This is a genomic window from Halomonas sp. AOP13-D3-9 (assembly GCF_052379125.1).
Taxonomy (GTDB): domain Bacteria; phylum Pseudomonadota; class Gammaproteobacteria; order Pseudomonadales; family Halomonadaceae; genus Vreelandella.
In genome coordinates, this window is sequence record NZ_JBQSYH010000013.1 from 25,368 (window position 1) to 43,376 (window position 18,009).

Annotated in this window: 19 protein-coding genes and 1 pseudogene; 11 read left to right on the top strand and 9 right to left on the bottom strand. The window is 49.3% G+C overall.

Translation table 11 applies throughout. The annotated features are described in order from the left end of the window. Positions 1-906: 906 nt before the first annotated feature. Positions 907-2,103, top strand: coding sequence for a tyrosine-type recombinase/integrase (locus ACT3UM_RS15010; protein WP_009288078.1), 1,197 nt, complete (start codon positions 907-909; stop codon positions 2,101-2,103). Between the two features lie 271 nt (positions 2,104-2,374). On the opposite strand, the gene ACT3UM_RS15015 is transcribed toward ACT3UM_RS15010, so the two are convergent. From ACT3UM_RS15015 to ACT3UM_RS15030, 4 genes are all read right to left on the bottom strand, one after another. After that, entirely contained in the window at positions 2,375-2,542 is a 168-nt protein-coding gene (locus ACT3UM_RS15015; protein WP_370657681.1) for a VIT1/CCC1 transporter family protein, read from the bottom strand. Between the two features lie 728 nt (positions 2,543-3,270). After that, complete coding sequence (locus ACT3UM_RS15020; protein WP_035538505.1) at positions 3,271-3,702, bottom strand: DUF6691 family protein; 432 nt, start codon at positions 3,700-3,702, stop codon at positions 3,271-3,273. 8 nt (positions 3,703-3,710) lie between these two features. Further along, complete coding sequence (locus ACT3UM_RS15025) at positions 3,711-4,178, bottom strand: YeeE/YedE family protein (protein ID WP_022523392.1); 468 nt, start codon at positions 4,176-4,178, stop codon at positions 3,711-3,713. Positions 4,179-4,207: 29 nt separating this feature from the next. Further along, the gene (locus ACT3UM_RS15030) at positions 4,208-5,074 is read right to left on the bottom strand and encodes an MBL fold metallo-hydrolase (RefSeq protein WP_027959644.1); all 867 of its coding nucleotides are present in this window, start codon (positions 5,072-5,074) and stop codon (positions 4,208-4,210) included. Between the two features lie 497 nt (positions 5,075-5,571). On the opposite strand from ACT3UM_RS15030, the gene ACT3UM_RS15035 reads away from it, so the two are divergent. The 4 genes and pseudogenes from ACT3UM_RS15035 (at position 5,572) to ACT3UM_RS15050 (ending at position 7,537) form a co-directional block, all read left to right on the top strand. Then, positions 5,572-5,964 (top strand): MFS transporter, encoded by a 393-nt coding sequence (locus tag ACT3UM_RS15035; RefSeq protein ID WP_022523390.1) that lies wholly within the window; start codon positions 5,572-5,574, stop codon positions 5,962-5,964. Positions 5,965-6,003: 39 nt separating this feature from the next. After that, a pseudogene (locus ACT3UM_RS15040) lies at positions 6,004-6,516 on the top strand (DDE-type integrase/transposase/recombinase); the annotation flags it as partial. A 156-nt stretch (positions 6,517-6,672) separates the two neighbouring features. Further along, complete coding sequence (locus ACT3UM_RS15045; protein WP_022523388.1) at positions 6,673-6,954, top strand: PepSY domain-containing protein; 282 nt, start codon at positions 6,673-6,675, stop codon at positions 6,952-6,954. Positions 6,955-6,967: 13 nt separating this feature from the next. Further along, complete coding sequence (locus ACT3UM_RS15050; RefSeq protein ID WP_009288075.1) at positions 6,968-7,537, top strand: cytochrome b/b6 domain-containing protein; 570 nt, start codon at positions 6,968-6,970, stop codon at positions 7,535-7,537. A gap of 107 nt (positions 7,538-7,644) precedes the next feature. On the opposite strand, the gene ACT3UM_RS15055 is transcribed toward ACT3UM_RS15050, so the two are convergent. From ACT3UM_RS15055 to ACT3UM_RS15065, 3 genes are all read right to left on the bottom strand, one after another. Then, positions 7,645-8,334 carry a VIT1/CCC1 transporter family protein gene (locus ACT3UM_RS15055; protein ID WP_022523387.1) on the bottom strand — a complete coding sequence of 230 codons (690 nt, stop codon included), beginning with the start codon at positions 8,332-8,334 and terminating at the stop codon, positions 7,645-7,647. Positions 8,335-8,521: 187 nt separating this feature from the next. Continuing rightward, positions 8,522-9,934: an ATP-binding protein gene (locus tag ACT3UM_RS15060; protein WP_498900117.1), complete on the bottom strand. Its 1,413-nt coding sequence runs from the start codon at positions 9,932-9,934 to the stop codon at positions 8,522-8,524. Further along, positions 9,931-10,593 carry a response regulator gene (locus ACT3UM_RS15065; RefSeq protein ID WP_498900119.1) on the bottom strand — a complete coding sequence of 221 codons (663 nt, stop codon included), beginning with the start codon at positions 10,591-10,593 and terminating at the stop codon, positions 9,931-9,933. Before ACT3UM_RS15065 ends, ACT3UM_RS15060 begins: the two co-directional genes overlap by 4 nt. A gap of 294 nt (positions 10,594-10,887) precedes the next feature. On the opposite strand from ACT3UM_RS15065, the gene ACT3UM_RS15070 reads away from it, so the two are divergent. The 6 genes from ACT3UM_RS15070 to ACT3UM_RS15095 all read left to right on the top strand — a co-directional run bounded on the left by ACT3UM_RS15070 (position 10,888) and on the right by ACT3UM_RS15095 (position 16,355). Further along, positions 10,888-12,081 carry a glycosyltransferase family 9 protein gene (locus ACT3UM_RS15070; protein WP_022523384.1) on the top strand — a complete coding sequence of 398 codons (1,194 nt, stop codon included), beginning with the start codon at positions 10,888-10,890 and terminating at the stop codon, positions 12,079-12,081. A 74-nt stretch (positions 12,082-12,155) separates the two neighbouring features. Next, positions 12,156-12,533, top strand: a complete 378-nt coding sequence (locus tag ACT3UM_RS15075; RefSeq protein ID WP_235976183.1) for a diacylglycerol kinase — start codon at positions 12,156-12,158, stop codon at positions 12,531-12,533. Beyond that, the gene (locus ACT3UM_RS15080) at positions 12,515-13,201 is read left to right on the top strand and encodes a phosphatase PAP2 family protein (RefSeq protein ID WP_180095061.1); all 687 of its coding nucleotides are present in this window, start codon (positions 12,515-12,517) and stop codon (positions 13,199-13,201) included. The genes ACT3UM_RS15075 and ACT3UM_RS15080 overlap by 19 nt, the downstream gene beginning before the upstream one ends. Positions 13,202-13,225: 24 nt before the next feature. Then, positions 13,226-14,893 (top strand): phosphoethanolamine transferase, encoded by a 1,668-nt coding sequence (locus tag ACT3UM_RS15085; protein ID WP_498900123.1) that lies wholly within the window; start codon positions 13,226-13,228, stop codon positions 14,891-14,893. Between the two features lie 75 nt (positions 14,894-14,968). Beyond that, positions 14,969-15,337: a hypothetical protein gene (locus ACT3UM_RS15090; protein WP_498900125.1), complete on the top strand. Its 369-nt coding sequence runs from the start codon at positions 14,969-14,971 to the stop codon at positions 15,335-15,337. 229 nt (positions 15,338-15,566) lie between these two features. Beyond that, positions 15,567-16,355 carry a hypothetical protein gene (locus tag ACT3UM_RS15095; protein ID WP_498900127.1) on the top strand — a complete coding sequence of 263 codons (789 nt, stop codon included), beginning with the start codon at positions 15,567-15,569 and terminating at the stop codon, positions 16,353-16,355. Positions 16,356-16,361: 6 nt separating this feature from the next. Here ACT3UM_RS15095 and ACT3UM_RS15100 read toward each other — a convergent pair whose 3' ends face one another. After that, positions 16,362-16,571 (bottom strand): AlpA family phage regulatory protein, encoded by a 210-nt coding sequence (locus ACT3UM_RS15100; protein ID WP_498900129.1) that lies wholly within the window; start codon positions 16,569-16,571, stop codon positions 16,362-16,364. Between the two features lie 284 nt (positions 16,572-16,855). Next, on the bottom strand, positions 16,856-17,602 hold the full coding sequence (locus ACT3UM_RS15105) for a YagK/YfjJ domain-containing protein (protein ID WP_498900131.1): 747 nt from the start codon (positions 17,600-17,602) through the stop codon (positions 16,856-16,858). Positions 17,603-18,009 lie beyond the last annotated feature (407 nt).

Genomic DNA, 18,009 nt, shown 5'->3' on the forward strand with positions numbered 1-18,009 from the left:
TCCGCAAACTTCGATGAGAAGAGCCAGTCTCTCGATACTTTTACAATGAATACCTAAATCCCCCACCCTGCTAGCGTCCCGAAGCCAGTGGTATATTTCTTATCATCGTAATTAAAAATCAATTTTACTTGTGTGGCAACGTCTACTGAAATATAAATTTACATTTTTTATACTAAAAACACAAAGAAAACACATATAGAAGCAAGTCATTTCCCAAGCATATTTACACGCATCTAGCTCTAAGGAGGGGAGCAACAGCTAAGCACAATAGCAAACTCTGTTGCTGCGCCACCAGCCATGTCAGTGGCGCTAGCGACTGCGGCCACAATTGTGAACGTGGAAAATAAGTCCGTGACGGAAGGTTTTCTGCTATTTTAATAATGTTCAACAGCTGGTGAGCTCAAACTTGGCCGCTTGACGTTCTGTCAGGTATTTTCCTGCTATCATGGAAAGGTTGATCAGTTTTTCGCTGATGTGTGAAATGGCCTCATAACGACTACGCTGTAGCAACGCTCACTACTCAAAGGAAGAGAATATGTCTACTACCACTATTGTCGTTATCGTTGTTGTTGTCGTTGCCGTACTGGGTATTGGCTTCGGCGGAGTGCTGCCTTTTTAAACAGCTTTCTTTATTTTTCCCAAGACAATTCCAGAAAGCCAGAAACGAAAAAGGCCGCCAAGCTAAGCACTTGACGGCCTTCAAAATTCTGTGGCGGAGGGGGAGTCCGCATACTACATGTACAACAGCATCCACAATGATACAACAAGCCACTGATTTATAATAAAATAATAGTCGATACAGTCCAACCACACCCACTCACATACAACGTAAAACATATTAGAAGTATGGGCTGGTGTATGGGCTAAAATGTGGTACGCTAAAAACATACTTCGGGGATAGCGGCTATGGGCAAACTCACGACAAAAGGCGTTCAAAAGCTGGTCAGGGAGTCAAACCCTGGCATGACCAATGATGGGGATGGGTTGTACCTCAAAATTGGCAAAGGTGGCGGCGCAAGCTGGATTTACCGTTTTCGATGGAATGGCAGGTTACGTGACATGGGTCTTGGTAGTTATGCTGACAAAACACTATCAGACGCACGCGAATCAGCCGCAGAAAATCGAAAGCTCGTCAAACAAGGCATCGACCCACTGGCTGTTCGTGAGCAGAAAAATGAAAAAAAGTCCGTGACTGTAACGGTTACCCACTGCGCAGCACGCTATATTCAATCCCACCGTCGCAGCTGGCGAAATGCCAAGCATGCACGTCAGTGGGTAAGCACTCTTAAAACATACGTGCGCCCGGTAATAGGTAACCTACCCGTAGAAGAGGTCACCACTCAGGATATATTGAAGATCCTCACGCCTATCTGGACAGTCAAGAATGAAACAGCTAAGCGTGTTCAAGGTCGAATTGAAAACATATTAGACTTCGCAGCAGCCCATGAGTATCGCGACCAGGTCAACCCTGCCCGCTGGCGTGGCCATCTCGATAAACTCTTAGCTAAGCCGTCAAGGGTTCAAAAGGTGAATCACCATCCTGCTATGCCTTATGATCAGGTAGCGACATTTATGGGCTCAGTTCAGCTCTACAAAAGCATGTCATCAAAAGCACTACTATTTTTGATACTGACAGCCACACGTACCTCAGAGGTGCTCAACGCTGAGTGGAAAGAGATCGACATTGGAAAAGCTACGTGGCAAATACCAGCAGAGCGCATGAAAGCTAATCGAGAACACAGAGTGCCACTATCTAAGCAGGCAATTGATCTTTTACTGAGCCTCTCTCGCGTGAAAGGCAATAGCTTTATTTTCCCGGGAATGAAAGCGGGTCGACCATTATCCAATATGTCGCTTCTGCAATTTATGCGTGGGCTAGGTTACGGGCCTAGTGGTGAAAAAGGCAATTATGTGCCCCACGGATTCCGCTCAAGCTTTAGGGATTGGACAGGCGAGGTAACGAGCTATCCAAGGGATGTAGCTGAAATGGCACTGGCTCATGCAATTGAGAATAAAGTTGAGGCCGCCTATCGTCGAGGAGACCTTTTTGAAAAGCGCCGAGCTATGATGCAGCACTGGGCCGATTACACTTTTTTGGTATAACAGCTAGGCCTTATCATTGATCCGCCAATTATCCCGTGTAATAAGCATTTGGTGACTGAAAGGTAGTCGAATACCTCATTGCACGTCCGCAAGCGAGACGCCTATCGTTAAACTACTTTTGAACACTACGCGTTCGTAGTGTTGCAACGACACGATAAATACCGTTTATCAACCGGTAACCGACATCTGAATTGATGACACCTTATGGTTGCTGGTGAATGGGCGTAGTGCTTTCTCCCATTATTGATATCAATCCCAACAATTCACGTAGTTAAGCCACCACACCAAATACCCGCCCTATGCCGGATGTGATGGCCATAGCAAGTGCACCCCAAAACATGACTCGCAAAGCAGCCTTGAGCGTTGGCGTCCCACCTGCCCGCGCGGCAACGGCCCCCAATAAGGCTAGAAAATATAATGAACATAGCGATCCCAACACCGCAAGCTGCGTTAGCGGCCACAATGGCTAGCCCCAGTCCACTGCGCTGCTGTTTACTGGCGCGCCAGAATCGATGCGTTAATTTGCGCTATCAACACCTGAGCCTTGGTCGCTAACGCTAAAAGTGAGACGACGCTCCCCTGACTCCCACTGCGCATCAACGTTAACGTGGGCATCGCAAGAGCAACATCAGGCCAGTGGGATGGCTCTATAAAGCGGACTTGTTTGTCGTACAAGCTATTTGCCGGGGCATGTTCGGCCACATCTGCGACGCGACTAGCTTGGCCATAATCAAAACGCACACGCACCTCTAGACGAGCCAGAGTGAGTAACTGGTCAAGGGTTTAGCTCAACCGCACAACGCACTCTTGAGCATAGTTGAGCGATGTTATTGCAGCCTGACTTTCGACCCTGCGAGCCATTTGCAGGTGGGTTTTGATTACAGTCAGCGGAGGCATGGTTTGTAAAGCGCTGCTCGCGGATAATGGCTTGCTGTACACACTCAAGAAGCGTATTTGAGGTTTCAATTAGCGGACGAGTCTCTTTAGGGAGGCCATACGTAGCGACCGGGGCGAGTGCATCGGGTAATCCGCGATCAAGAATGACCAAATCACTGGTCACCGCTCGCACCGCCTGACGGGCGTTAACCCAGTGTTTAGACAAATAAAAACACCCTTGCGGTGAAGGCAAGGGCGTGGGCATGGCAATCGCCGAATAAGGACGAATGGCTAGGCGAGACGCTTAGCGGCAAACCACCCCAACACCATGGTCACCAGCATGGCCAATAGCGGTAAGGAAAGACCGCCGATGGAGGCAATCGCTGGCCCTGGGCAGTAGCCGGAAAGTCCCCAGCCAATGCCAAACAGGGCCGCGCCCCCTAACAACTTCGCATCTAACTCTCGTTTGGTCGGTAACTGAAAGACGCCACCCAGCAGTGGAGCAGTACGCTTGAATACCAGCCGATAGCCGATAAAGGTGGTAACGACGGCCCCGCCCAATACGAACATCAGCGTTGGATCCCAGGCACCCGCTACGTCTAGAAATCCCACTACTCGCGCGGGGTCCGTCATGCCTGAAACAGCCAAACCAATACCGAAAAGTAGCCCCGCCGCATAGCCTGCCGCCGTTTTTATCCAACTGCTCTTGTTTGACTGACTCATTGAACTATTCATTGAACGCCACCTAAACCTAGCAAGTGGCGCGAGATATAAACGGTCACTAGCCCCGTCACTAAAAACATACCGGTGGCCGCCATGGAGCGTGGCGCCAAGCGCGCCAGTCCGCATACGCCATGGCCGCTGGTACAGCCACTGCCCAGCCCCGTGCCTACGCCCACTAACAGCCCAGCCACTAGCATTAACCCTACACCTCCTACTGATGCGCCGATCACCTCGCCAGGGCTACCGGCAACGTTGCCCAAACCACCACCAAAAGCCATAAGCAAAAGCGGGCCGCTAATCAGCCCTAACAGAAAAGCCACTCGCCAAGCGCTATCGCCCTTGGGGCGTTGTGTTATCAAATTGCCCACGATGCCACTGATACCCGCAATACGCCCTAGCGTTGCCATCAGCCAGGTAGCGGAAAGCCCGATCAACACACCCCCAACCAGCCCTTGTAAGCCTGCTGTCCAATCCACTGGTGACTCCTTAGATCGCACTCAAACCGTTAGAAAAAATTAATCGGCACTTTGAGATAGACGGTGCCGTTCTCTTCCGCCGGAGGCAGCTCCCCTGCACGCATATTGACTTGCACAGAGGGAATAATGAGCTTCGGCATGCCTAAGGTGGCGTCGCGCTCAGTGCGCATCTTCACGAACTCGTCTTCGCTGATACCTTCATGAACATGGACATTCTCACTGCGCTGTTCCGCAACGCTGCTTTCATGCTCAAAGTTATCACGGCCGGGGGCTTTATAGTCGTGGCATAAGAACAGCCGCGTCTGCTCGGGAAGCGCCAACACTTTTTGAATAGAGTGATAAAGGGTGCGCGCATCGCCGCCGGGAAAGTCACACCGCGCGGTGCCATAATCCGGCATAAAAAGCGTATCGCCTACAAAGGCGGCATCGCCCACTACGTAGGTTAAACAGGCGGGCGTATGCCCAGGAGTGTGCAGAACATTGCCCTGTAATTGGCCAATGGTAAACGTATCCCCTTCTTCGAACAGCGCATCAAATTGGCTGCCATCCCGGGCAAACTCGCTGCCCGCATTGAACGCCTTACCGAATATCTCCTGCACCTTCACTATGTTGGCGCCAATGCCGGTTTTACCGCCTAACTGATCATGCAGGTATGGCGCAGCCGAGAGGTGGTCGGCATGCACATGGGTCTCCAAAATCCAGACCACCTCGAGATCGTGTTCGCGAATAAAGGCGATGATGTTGTCAGCGGATCGCACGTCCGTCTGCCCAGCGGCATAATCAAAGTCGAGCACTGAATCGATGACCGCACAGGCACGGCTGTCTGAGTCTTGAACCACATAGCTAAAGGTATTGGTGGGCTCATCAAAAAAGTGCGTAACGATTGGGCATTGCATCGCGATCACCAAGATAGGTAATTTAATTTTTTGATTATGAAAATAGTATATATCAAAATAACTCATAAGCTTAGATTTATTTCGAATATGATTCCAGAATAATTTTTTTAAAAAAATTCTATCGTTAAATTACAAAGCTGGTTAGCTAGCCAATGGGTATACCCGCTCTGTCGCGACTTGGATCTGGGTAGGCTAAGTGGGGATTAACATATCTTATTGCTCAACACGGATTCCATTGTGTCAATTGCGATATTTGCAAGTCCTTCAAGATAAAACACGAAAGACGAATAGCTTTATGAAGGTTTTGTCGAACATCGAATTTTCCCTTCTTGGTGCAGCACTGGTCGCGATTAGCTACGGGTTTGGATGCTTCACTTTTGGCCTATTTGTCCTGTCAATTATTACCGAGCTGGCTAACGTCCTACTTGATCGGCATTATCAGGGTGCTTAGGCGTTGCAGGTCTCGCGCTGCTCAGTCAGTCGTATGCGCACTATCAATGGGTATTGGTGGGTTTATCTGCGGTATCTGCGCCGGTTTGATGATGCCAAAACTTACCGATGCGATGACGGCATTGGTGAGTCGCACGATGCACGGTCGTGTAATATCCATCATGAATGCTGGTACCAGCATCGGTATTAGCATTGCCGTGCCCTCCGCCGTGTTCCTATACGATGCATGGCGTCTCACTTGTATGGTATTTGCTGTGCTAACGGCTGCTGGCGTGAAGGCTGCATGGTACTTCATTCCCTTGGATTCTCGTTTAACACCTGGCAATGCTTCCCCCACCGCCACCAATCACTCGGTTACAGTGGTCGCGTTTTATTCGGCTTTCGTTGTTCGGCTTCGCGATGGGCTTTGTGTTAGTGCCGTACTGGCTTTTACGTCTTAGGCAAGCGGTCGGTTCACCCGTTATCGGTATTTTTAAGGGCCCAACCTCGTTTGGGATAGCGATGTCACGTATATCTAAACTGGAGATCGCTGGGCCTATCTAACGGTTGTCATTGACATATTAGCTAGAAAACCGGTTGGCTGGGCGAAGTCGTTATCGCCGGATAGCGAACTCACCAGTTGTGTATTAAAAATGGTCTATAAAAGCCGAGGGCGACCCAAAGCCGTTATGTTCCACAGCTGACCAGGGCAGCTATTTTACGAGCTGTAGTTTCCGTCAGACGCTCTGAAAATGCCTGATAAAACAAAGCCTGAGTCGGCGTGGGAATTACTGTGATAATGCGCCAATGGAGCGGTTCTTTTGGAGCTTATAGGTTTAATGGGTGCCGACGTATGGCTATCGCTCATTCTTGGAGAGCCAGCATCATATCGTGAACTATTTAATCAGGTATTAAAGCCAGCTTAGGCCTCATCAGCATAATGTGGGTGTTAGCCTGAATCAGGCAGAGGAAAAAAATGGGTTAACTATAAACCGGTGGCCAGTTTTACTTGACCACTACAGGCGCCAGAAAAACGTGCTCAATAATCAGTTTTTTTGCTGCTTACCTTTTTTTAAGCCTGCCATAAGTTACCTCATTTAGGATGATCCTTGTGCCAATCGACAAATATGTCTTGCACAGCCACCCATCATCGAAAAGAGGTATTACTTATGCGAACTCACATCACTAAGATTATAACATCGGCGTTGTTACTGACGGCTAGCACGGCTGCGCTGGCCGAGACTCATTGTACTGATGCCCCCAGTGACGAATGGATCAGCCAAGCTGATATGGAAGAACGTATCAGCGAGATGGGTTACAAAATCAAAGAATTTAAGGTCACCGAGGGAAACTGCTACGAGATATACGGCTGGGACGAGCAGGAGCGCCGGGTAGAGATCTATTTCAACCCAGTAGATGCCAGCATCGTGAAGCAGGAAGTCGAAGACTGATCAGGAGGTTACCATGGCCGATAATACCCGTATCCGTGTTTGGGACCCGTTGGTCAGGTTGGTACATTGGGCTTTGGTTGCTGGCGTAGCCGTCAACTTATGGCTAACCGAAGAAGGGGGCGATATACACCAATGGGTCGGTTATGCCTTGGTGGCATTAATCGTCGTACGCATCCTTTGGGGATTTATCGGTCCCTGGAGTGCACGCTGGCGGAGCTTTTGGCCTACCGTGAGCCGACTTCAATGTGTGCTGCGCGGTCGCGACAGCAAGATAGAGCAAACCGGCATTACCCATACACCGCTGGGCGCTATCATGATGCTGGTGCTGCTTGGGCTAATCCTCGGTCTGGGACTTACTGGCTACATGATGGAAGAAACGGATCGTTTCTGGGGGGTTGGCTGGGTTGAAGAAACCCACGAACTCATGGCCAACGCGATTCTTTTTCTAGTACCACTGCATGTATTGGGTGCTGTGGTAGAAAGCCTCAAGCAAGGCGATAATTTGATCGCTAGCATGTTGCATGGCTATCGCCGCCGCCCTACCTCTACCCCCAACACTAAGGCTCATGATGTTCAGTCTTAATTAAGATGTTGTTAAGACAATGCAATGATAATGGCCACTCCTTAATTTTGCACGAGTGGCCTTTTCAGACCTGTTTGACACAGAGCAATGGCTGCACTATCCCTTATTTATGCCACGACACCGAACAAGCGGCCTATGCCGAAGGTCAAGGTCATCGCCAATGCGCCCCAGAACATTACGCGCACCGAGGCTTTGAGTATCGGCGCGCCACCCACACGGGCAGCCGCCGCCCCTAGAAAGGCTAAAAACAGTATCGAGAAGAGCGCCACCAGAAGAATAAGCAATGGCGGCGGCGCCCACCAGGCGATTAGCAACGGCCACATGGCGCCAGCCGTGAAGGTCACAGCCGATGAAAAGGCCGCCTGGAGTGGGCGCGCTTGGCTTGTCTCGGTGATGCCAATCTCATCTCTGGCGTGAGCGCCTAGCGCATCGCTTGCCATCAGCTGTTCAGCGACTTGCGTGGCTAGCGCCGGTGTTAACCCACGCGCTTCATAAATCGCTGCCAGCTCTTCCAGTTCAGCATCAAAATGTTCTATCAACGCTTGGCGCTCAAGCGCAAGATCCGCATGTTCGGTGTCAGACTGTGAGCTAACGGAGACGTATTCACCGGCGGCCATCGACATAGCCCCGGCCACTAGCCCCGCAATACCGGCCAACATAATGTCGCTATGCGCGGTGCTCGCTGCTGCCACGCCGAGTATCAGGCTGCTAGTCGAGACAAGGCCATCATTCGCGCCCATGACGGCTGCGCGCAGCCAACCTGAACGGTTAGATCGATGGTGCTCTGTATGTTGCATGGCCTCACCTCGTGATTGATTTCCCCTTTCTTTTCAGAGGGAGAGTGGCAGATAGCTGTGTGGCAACAGCCTTCAGGGCATATTTTTAGCCAGCGCTTGTAGCAACAGTGCGATTCTCTGGTGCATATAACGGTTGAAATGCATTTAGATTCAATCACTTGTTCCAAAGAAAAGCACTGTAAGCTAATCAGCGATCCTGATGTTGGTTTTGCTCCCACACCACACTGACCGCCAGGCCATTGGGCGTACGATTACTAAGCGTAAGGCGTGCGTTCTGGCGCTGAGCCAACTCCGAGACAATCGATAAACCCAACCCGCTGCCGGTGGTACCCTGGCCAGACGCGCGCCGAAAGCGCTCAGTGACTTTATCCAACAGTGCCTCGGGGAGGCCGGGGCCAGTGTCACTCACCGTGAGTTGAGGCAACCCCTCCCAAAGCGCTAACTCTACCTCCACTTGACCGCCTTCCGGCGTATAGCGCAAGGCATTATCCAGTAGGTTACGAAAGAGCATTCCCACCTCGACTTCGTCGGCGCGAACCTCCAACCGGGTTAAGCCTGTTAGCCTCAAGTGCTGATCTCGCTCATCAGCGAGTGGCCACAGCTCGGCTATCAATTCAGCAATAATCGGATAGAGGTCAATAGTGGCCGGTGAGGTTGTGGCAACTTGATCCAAACGAGCCAAAATGAGCAGCTGTTCTACCACCCGTTGAAGCCGCTCAACCCCGACATAAGCCTTTTGTAATGATTGCTCTCCCCCTGCCTGCGCATTATCTAAGTGAATCCTCAGCGCAGCTAAGGGCGTGCGTAATTCATGGGCCGCATCTGCGGTAAAGCGCCGCTCGCGCTCTAACGTGGCTTTTAAGCGGGCGATAAAGTCGTTTAGCGATTGACGTAATCCATTAAGCTCTTGAGGAACCGGATTATCGATTTTACGCAGGTCGCGGGCGGAGCGACCTTGTACCTGGCTGGAAAGCGCATGGATGGGTGCAATACCCAGCCGGATAATTCGACTCATCAGCCAAAGAAGGAGTGGCAGCAACAAGAGCATCGGCAATAAATTGTTCCAGGTGATGCGCTCCACCACTTCATCATGAAACGAACCTCGTAGCCCCATACTGATCCAGGTATCGCTGGCAACATCGAACATGCTGAAAACCCGCCAGCGATGACCATCGTAGCTTTCCCAGCGAAACCCCTCTTCTAAAGGCGCTGGGAAAGGCCCGGCATCATTCCATTTGCCCCCTAATAGCCTGGGTGAGCCATCGGCATTCCAAAAACCCAGTACTAATTTAAGCTCTTCCTCGTGGTAAAGCTTGGGACCTGATTCAGAGCTGCTCACGGGGACTGCTTTACCGTCGCGATATAGCTGAGCCGGATTTTCTGGTAGGCCCATGCGTGAAGCCAGGCGAGCATAGTCATCAATGGTCGCGTTTGGATCGAGTTGACCAGCCACAATCCGGCTATGCAGACTGAGCTGTGTATCGAGAATTTCTTCTAGCTCGTGATCCGTAATTAAGTAAGCCGCGGTAACGGCCACGCCCCCAGCGACAACCATGGTAATGGCTAGCGTGCGAAGCAGATAATGCCGTATCGATCTCATTGCGCGTGGCTATCCAGTCGGTAGCCAATCCCCCGCACGTTAATAATCAGATGTTTTTCAAGCTTTTTACGCAGATGATGAATGTGAACTTCCACCGTATTGGACTCTACCTCTTCGCCCCAGCCGTAAAGCAAATTTTCTAAACGAGGGCGAGATAGCACCCTGTCCGGGTGCCTAGCGAGCTCTAGCAATAAGGCATACTCGCGTCGGCCCAACTTGACGTCTTTACCCCGCCAACTCACCGCATGGCGGGCCTCATCAATACTCAACGCCCCCAGCGTCAATATTTGCGAAGCACGCCCCTCAGCACGGCGCATGACGACACGCAAGCGGGCGAGTAGCTCCTGCAAATTGAAGGGCTTGAGCACATAGTCATCCGCCCCCGCATCTAAACCACCAATACGGTCTTCCACCGCATCTCGGGCCGTCAAAATCAGAATAGGCAGAGTAGATTGCTCGCGGAGTAAATGCAGTACCTGCATACCGTCCATATCGGGCAGACCAAGATCCAAAATAATCACGCTGAAGGCCTCGCTGCCGCTCGCACTAATTGCCTCACGGCCAAGCATAAACCAATCGACCGCGTAGCCCTCGCGCTCTAGCGCCGTCTTGATGCCATCCCCAAGCAAGGGGTCATCTTCTATTAGTAGTGCACGCATGCTGATCCCCTCAATCGACAAGCCGCTATCTTGGCTACCAAAAATTAAGCTTTTCTTAAATGCAGCAACTTACTTCCCAAAAAGCAACCTCATCTGAATTCAATCAACAAGCCTAACATTCTATTTTTGCGAATCTCTTGCTCTGCTTAACTCTTCTTTAAGTTATTTGGGCTCAAGCTGCCTCTTTCGCCATGGGCAAAGCCAAAGCAGCGCCTTCAATGGCGATCATTTTGAATCTGCCCTGTCGCTACCGAGGGCAAGTCATTTTCAACTAGCTGAAAAGAGCACCAGAGTATGCAATTACTAACACTTATTAGAACAAACTATTATTTAAAAATAATGGCCCGTTTTTTAGAAAAAAGAATGAAGCAATATTTACTGGGAGGCATACGGTATATCCTCAAAGCACCTACACCAGAAACCATTGACAGCCTTGTGGGCGTAGAAAAAATTCTCATTATTCGCCCCAATTTTCGTCTAGGCAACGCGCTAATTAGTACCCCTGTCATCGATGCTTTTCGTGAACGTTTTCCTTCCGCGCGCATAGACTATTTAGCGACTGATAAAACATGGCCACTGTTGCAACAACGACCTGTTGATTATTTCTTTTTACTGTCGAGAAGCGCCATTCTTCGACCTTGGCAGTGTGTGACATTATTACGACGTCTACGAGCACAACGCTATGACCTGGCGGTACAAGTGAGTGGAGGATCAACGAGCGGTTTTATAGTGACCCGGTTAATAGGGGCACGGTACACCATGGGTTCAGGTAAAGGTCACCAGCGCTGGTACAGCATTGAGGCGGAAGGTACGTCATCACATGCCTACGATGCCATCGTTAACTTAACACGTCCGCTCGGTGTTGCTTGCCGTAACCGGCCATTGCTCCAGATAACAGAGCAGGAACGCTATCAGGCAATAACGAAAATACAACAGCTAGCCAGCCTTCATAGCGAACAACCACCAGATACAAATTTTATTGCGATCTTCGTAGGCGGGCATCAAAACAAGCGTTGGCCGTTGGAATTTTGGTTAATGCTTATCGATGCCATGGAAGCCCGTAAAATACGCTATATTGTATTTCTTGGACCGGAGGAGTTTAGGCTTCTAGCACCTATTGAGAAGCGTTTGAAGTCATCACTTTATGGCAGCTTATGCTCACCGCTTCCTATCCGCCACTTTGCCGCGGTTTTGGAACGTGCGCGGTTACTCGTGACGCCAGACTCTGGGCCTATGCACTTAGCGGCAGCACTCGATGTCGCCACCATTTCCCTGGTACGCCAAAAAAAATCACTCGCTTTCGTACCACGAGAAGCCTATGACACTATTCTGTGGCACCCAGAAATCAGCACGGTAATAGAAGCCATACGCACTAATCTTAACGGACAAAACGCAACGGATCCCGTTCAATCGGCCTCGGCAACAAATCAACCAACACAGTGGGTAACACCACCACCCAGCGCTGCCCCTTTGCATTCTAGCCACTGAATTAAAGCGCATAACTGTTCGTTAAGTTTTGCACTTTATAGTGACCCTACTGTTACGTTATCGAGAGTACTGTCTTGCCTATTTCAACGACGTCAAAACCCAATGGCACGGGTTTCAAACGCATCTTCCGCGCTTCTATGAATGCAGTATCGGGTTTAAAAGCTTGCTGGATAAATGAGTCTGCCTTTAGACAAGAGGTGATGCTATGCCTCGTCCTCTACCCTTTTATATTTTTTGTTAATGCCACTTCCGTAGAAAAAGCATTGCTGTTTTCTTCACTCACCCTTGTAGTGATAGTGGAACTCATTAACTCCGCCATCGAATGCACCATTGACCGTATTGGACTAGAACATAACGAACTTAGCGGGCGTGCTAAAGACATGGGGGCTGCCGCCGTCATGATGACCCTTTTTATGATGATGGGTGTGTGGCTATGCGTGCTGCTCTACTAAATGTTCTCAAATCCGTAGCATCCGCATGGCTTTTATTTCTAATCGCCATGTCGGTCTTCAGTATTTTAAACATAGATTTTACGATAACTGACGTTATATATCGCTTTCAAGGTAATGCCTGGGCGTGGAAAGATACCTTAATTACCCAAGATATTCTTCACAAAGGCGGTAAATGGCTAAGCTTGGCGATGGGTTTAGCCACACTCCTCCTATTAATACTAAGCACCGTGGTTACTCGTCTTAAAGCGTATCGCACGCCGCTTTTATATCTTTTTTCCGCAACGCTTCTTTCAGCGCTGCTTGTCGCAACGATTAAACACCTAGTGAGCATGGAATGCCCTTGGGATTTAGTTCGCTATGGTGGGGCACGCGACTTTATTGGCTTGCTCAGCATACGGCCTTCCTCAATGCCAGCGTCCGCCTGCTTTCCCGCCGGGCATGCCAGCGCAGGGTATACCTGGATAGCCCTCTACTTCTTTTTTGCCGCCATACGGCCCCACTGGCGATGGGCAGGGCTTGCACTGGGCTTAGGGCTTGGCCTTACGTTTGGGATCACTCAACAGTTCCGCGGGGCGCACTTTCTCTCCCATGACCTCTGGACCGTCATGATTTGTTGGACCGTAAGCTTTGTCCTTTCAAGATTCTTATTACCCCCCAGCGTTCATTAATCTTTTCATATAGAGAGCCTTTCAATGCCCCCTTTGCTGTCATTGCCTTCAAAAATTGTAGGCACCGCTTGGCATTATCGCCCCACATTAAGTACGGAGCAGCTTGTCTTATGGGGTGTTGTCATATTCAGTGTTTTTTACAATGTCCCTTTTTGGCAACAAGCCTTTGCTGGCTATGACCCTCTTGCCGTCCAGACGTGGCTAACCTTTGCCAATATGTTTTTGGTGATGACCTGCCTTAACTATTTGATCTTCGTGAGCCTTGCTTTTCGAACGCTGGTAAAACCTTTATTAACCTTGCTGTTTCTGATTGCCGCCTTTGTCAGTTACTTTACCAGTTACTACGGCACCTATTTTGACACCTCCATGCTAGACAATGTGCTTCAAACGGACACTAACGAAGCACAGGAACTTCTCACCGCTGGTTTACTGATTCATTTGGCAATCTTTTTTGGCTTGCCTACCGTCATGATTTGGCGCGTTAAAATCACACCGTCAACCTGGAAGAAGGCAGTGTTGCGTCGCTTAGCTTATTGCCTTGCCAGCACTGCTATATTGCTGTTAGCAATTTTCTTATCTTACCAAGAAGTGTCGTCACTCATGCGCAACAATAAAGAGCTACGCTACTTGGTGACCCCAGGTAATTATATTGTTTCGATGGCGCAGGCCCTTTCGAGCCAACACGCTTCCGCGAATACGGTGCGTTCCCCGGTGGGTGAGGACGCCAGTATCAGTTCACAAGCGGGTGACAAACCCAAACTGCTCGTCATCGTGGTGGGCGAAACGGTACGGGCGGCGAATTGGGGGTTAAATGGTTATGAACGCCAAACCACACCCAAACTTGCCCAGCAGCCTGACATTATCAATTTTTCAGATGTTTCCTCATGCGGTACAAGCACAGCGGTCTCATTACCCTGCATGTTTTCATTACCAGGGCGTGCCGATTACGCTAAATCGTATGCTCAGCAATATGAATCCTTGCTGGACGTATTAGCCCACGCCGGGTTAGAGGTCACCTGGCTTGATAACCAGTCAGGCTGTAAAGGTGTCTGCGACGGAGTGACGACAAAAGCGCTCTCGCCAGAGGAGTATGCGTCTTTGTGTCAAGATGGGCGATGCTTGGATGAGGCACTGGTTCAAGCCTTGACCAAGCAAATTAGCGGTACCTCAGCTGATCAGGTGGTTGTGCTGCATCAGCTAGGCAACCATGGCCCCAGCTATTACCAACGCTACCCTGATGACTACGAACGTTTTGTTCCCGCTTGCACCACCGCTGATTTAGCCAAGTGCTCAAGAGACGACATTACCAACAGCTACGATAATGCCATTCTGTATACCGACACTGTGTTGGATCAGGTGATTGAGATGTTAAAGCGTCAGGATGACTACGCAACTGCGATGATCTATCTCTCTGATCATGGTGAATCACTGGGTGAAAAAGGCCTATATTTGCACGGCATTCCCTATGCCATTGCTCCCGATGAACAGACCCATGTGCCTATGGTTTGGTGGCTATCCAGCTCATTTTCACGGCAGCAAGGTCTTGATACGGGCTGCTTACGCCAAGTCTCTGATCAAGCCGCTTCCCACGATAACTTATTTCACAGCGTGCTGGGTTTGCTTGACGTAGCAACGGACGTTTACCAGCAGGCAAAAGATATTAGCCAAACGTGCCGGAGCCTCGCCAATTAATAAATGCTTAAGTGATCGTTAAGTATTCCATGGCAAGCTGCTCTCCACTCTTCTCAACTATTCTGGTGCATGCACATGGTTTTATCGCATTTATTGGACTCCAGCCAAGGTTTTTGGAGACGGCTGCTACCCAAAAAAATGGCAACCGCGGAGGACTTGGTAGGCGGTGTCAATTCATCCATTCATTCTGCTAAATGGCTTTCCTTTAGAGCCAGCGTTGTTTTAGTTACTTTACTAGCGACTCTGCTGTGGTTAACGGGAATAGAAAACATCGAGATCACCATCGCCATATTAAGTGTAACGTCAAATGGTATATCACAGTTATTTGAACGCTATTTTTCTGTCAGTGTATTGAAAATGGTTGAAAATGATTTGACAGATACGCTAGACGCATTGGGAATTGCAGGAGTTGGAACCTTAATAATTTTATATTTATTAGGGTAGCGCACCTAATAAGTACCCTCAACGCCAACTCCATAAAATAATCATCCTTGGTAGTCCAGTATAAGGCCTGGAGGTGTCTACGAAACCTGGGGCGATTCAGTATCGACTAGCCGTTCTAAATTAGTTATTTAAGCGTGATGAGTCAAACAGCCTCATTGATATTGCACAGCCATCAATCGCTAACACAATCCATTACCTTCTCCGTTCATACAGAAGAGAAAATAACCGCATGTCACAAACAAAAAACCCGCTCCCTGATAAGCATTATATTAAAGAGGATAACAAAGCCTCACATTTAGCTGGGAGCATGATGGCAGTGCCTGACATCTTTTCCGCTTTTTCCAAGTTGCCGTTGAGAGAGCGCATAGAGCAATTCAAGCAACAACTGAGTGAAACTTACCTATTCTTGTTGAATGGTGCCCCTGAGACAAAAGAGCTCTCGGATGAAGCATGCCAGGAGCGCTTTTTGGATGAGTACCAAATTTCCCTAGATCGTTTAAAAGATAATATTAGCGCTACCAAATGCAAAAACATCATTTGCCACTCACTGCCTACTACCCATAGCACTGAGGTTAGCAACCTGTTTCCCGTAGCATTCATGTGGATCATTTGTGCAGATCTCCTTGAGCAGCATGGCCGCCATGAAAATGCATGGTCATCGTTGATTGAGTTCAAAGATATTGAGCATCAGCTTGGGCAAGCACTGGCCGCAGAGGAAAAGCTGCAGAAAAAAGCTCATTCTCAAAAAGCGGGCGGACAAGCCTATAAAGATTACTCGAACCTTAAATACAGTTTCATTGATTTGCTAAGAAACTCTCCTCCTACAGAAGGTTGGGGAGCACCCAAAACCATTATTGCCAGTCTAGCGCCCACTGTTCTAGAACAGCATGAGAACAGCGAACATCGAGCAAAATATCAGATTACAAAGGAAAGAGTGGAGACAAAGCTCAACACCTGGTTAAAAAGTGATAAGGAATGTAGAGCTGCATACCATGAAAATGCCGCTAAACATCGCTGAAGCCCGTTACGCCTGACGGCTCATCAGCCACTCATCCACTTGATTTTCTAGCCACCCCACAGAGGCTGCGCCTAGCCTGATGGGCTTTGGAAAGGTTGCATCGAATCGAGGCGACTTGGGGTTCATCTTTTCATAGATGGATGAGCGACTGATACTGAGCTTTTCGGTCATTTGCTTCATGCGTAGGACAATGCGAATACGGTGGCTGTGGGTCATGGCTTAACTCCTTTCGGTTGATATGTGAATGATAGAGAGCCGCCACTACCACCGCAATGCGAGATGCTAGCTATGGAAATAATAGCTTTTAAGGCTTCTTAAAAAGAATAAAAATCTTATATTTCAATTAACTATGCATTTAAGATGGCCATGGGAAAAAATACTGGCCCTTTAGAAGCGCTTTGGAGGTAGGCATTACCCAGAGGAAAGCATGCAACAACTGAATGCTTGCTGGGGGACACTGAAAGGCACGAACACTACAGCGGGCAGGCACGCTACTCGTATTATCGAGCTCTCTCTCTCCAACGTGTTGGCTTTTTACTAGCATCAAAACAATGGATGCGCTGACCGAGGGGTTTGCTGTAGTACTTACAGAGATAGCTAGCGACGTACATCACCTCCGCAAAAATATCGGGATCGTTTCTATGTAGCATGCAGTGAAAATATTTATTGGTACGCCTTCCCTGCTCCCACTTCTTCGGTATCTCGACAAGCCCTTTCATCATGTGAGTCGGGCGTGAAAGCGCCCAGCCCCACGCGCGAATAGCTGCATGAATCAAGGTATTGTCCTGGTACCTTCCCAGTGCCGACGCATCGCTGCTCCCTAGCTGATGGAATACATTCCCATTCAGCAAGATCAGCAAGTGGTAGTGCGGCTTATCACTGTCCTTTTGCTCACGGCACCACACATAGCGAAAATTTGCACGGTGGATATGGGATACATGCTCCCGCCTCAATGCAAGCAGCTGGATCTCAAAAGCATGCAGAAAAAAACTTAAATAATCGTTTCCCGCATGCATTGAGTTGGGTTCCATATCGTCGGGAAAGCGAAGGTCCAGGCGAAAAACGAATGTCTTGTTCTGCATGCCGCAGGCGTATGTCAGAGCGTCATAGGTACGATCCAAATAGTTTTCGATAAGAGGACCCAGCCGGGAAGCTACTTTACAACCACGGTAGTAGCGTTCGTAGAAAAGCTTAAGCTTCGGATTTTCACGAGTCCGCTTAGGCAGTTTCGAGGTGAGAATCTTCATAGGTGAGTACCTGGCTATCAATGAGACACGCACACGCAACGGCTTCAAGGCCGTGAGCGATGGCGTCTGAAAAGGGAGGAACCACGAAGCAGTGCAACGCTTCTTAGGAAGGAGTCATGATCAACAAGAACACCACGCTCATCCTGGCGTGGTAATGCAACTCACGATGCCGCTATGGCTTCGCTAGTCCAGGTCGTGATGATGCTCGGTTGGGGCGATCGTTTCATGAAGAAAGACGTCGGCTTGTTGGCCACCTCTTGGGGGCTATACGCTTCTTCACCTTTGCTTCTTCACACCCCTTATATTCTTTTATAGAATATACATATTACCTTTTACCTAAGCGATAAAGAGAAAGCAATGTCGCTCTCAGCCGTTCTACGCCTAGCTCTCAAGCTCACGCAAGCGTG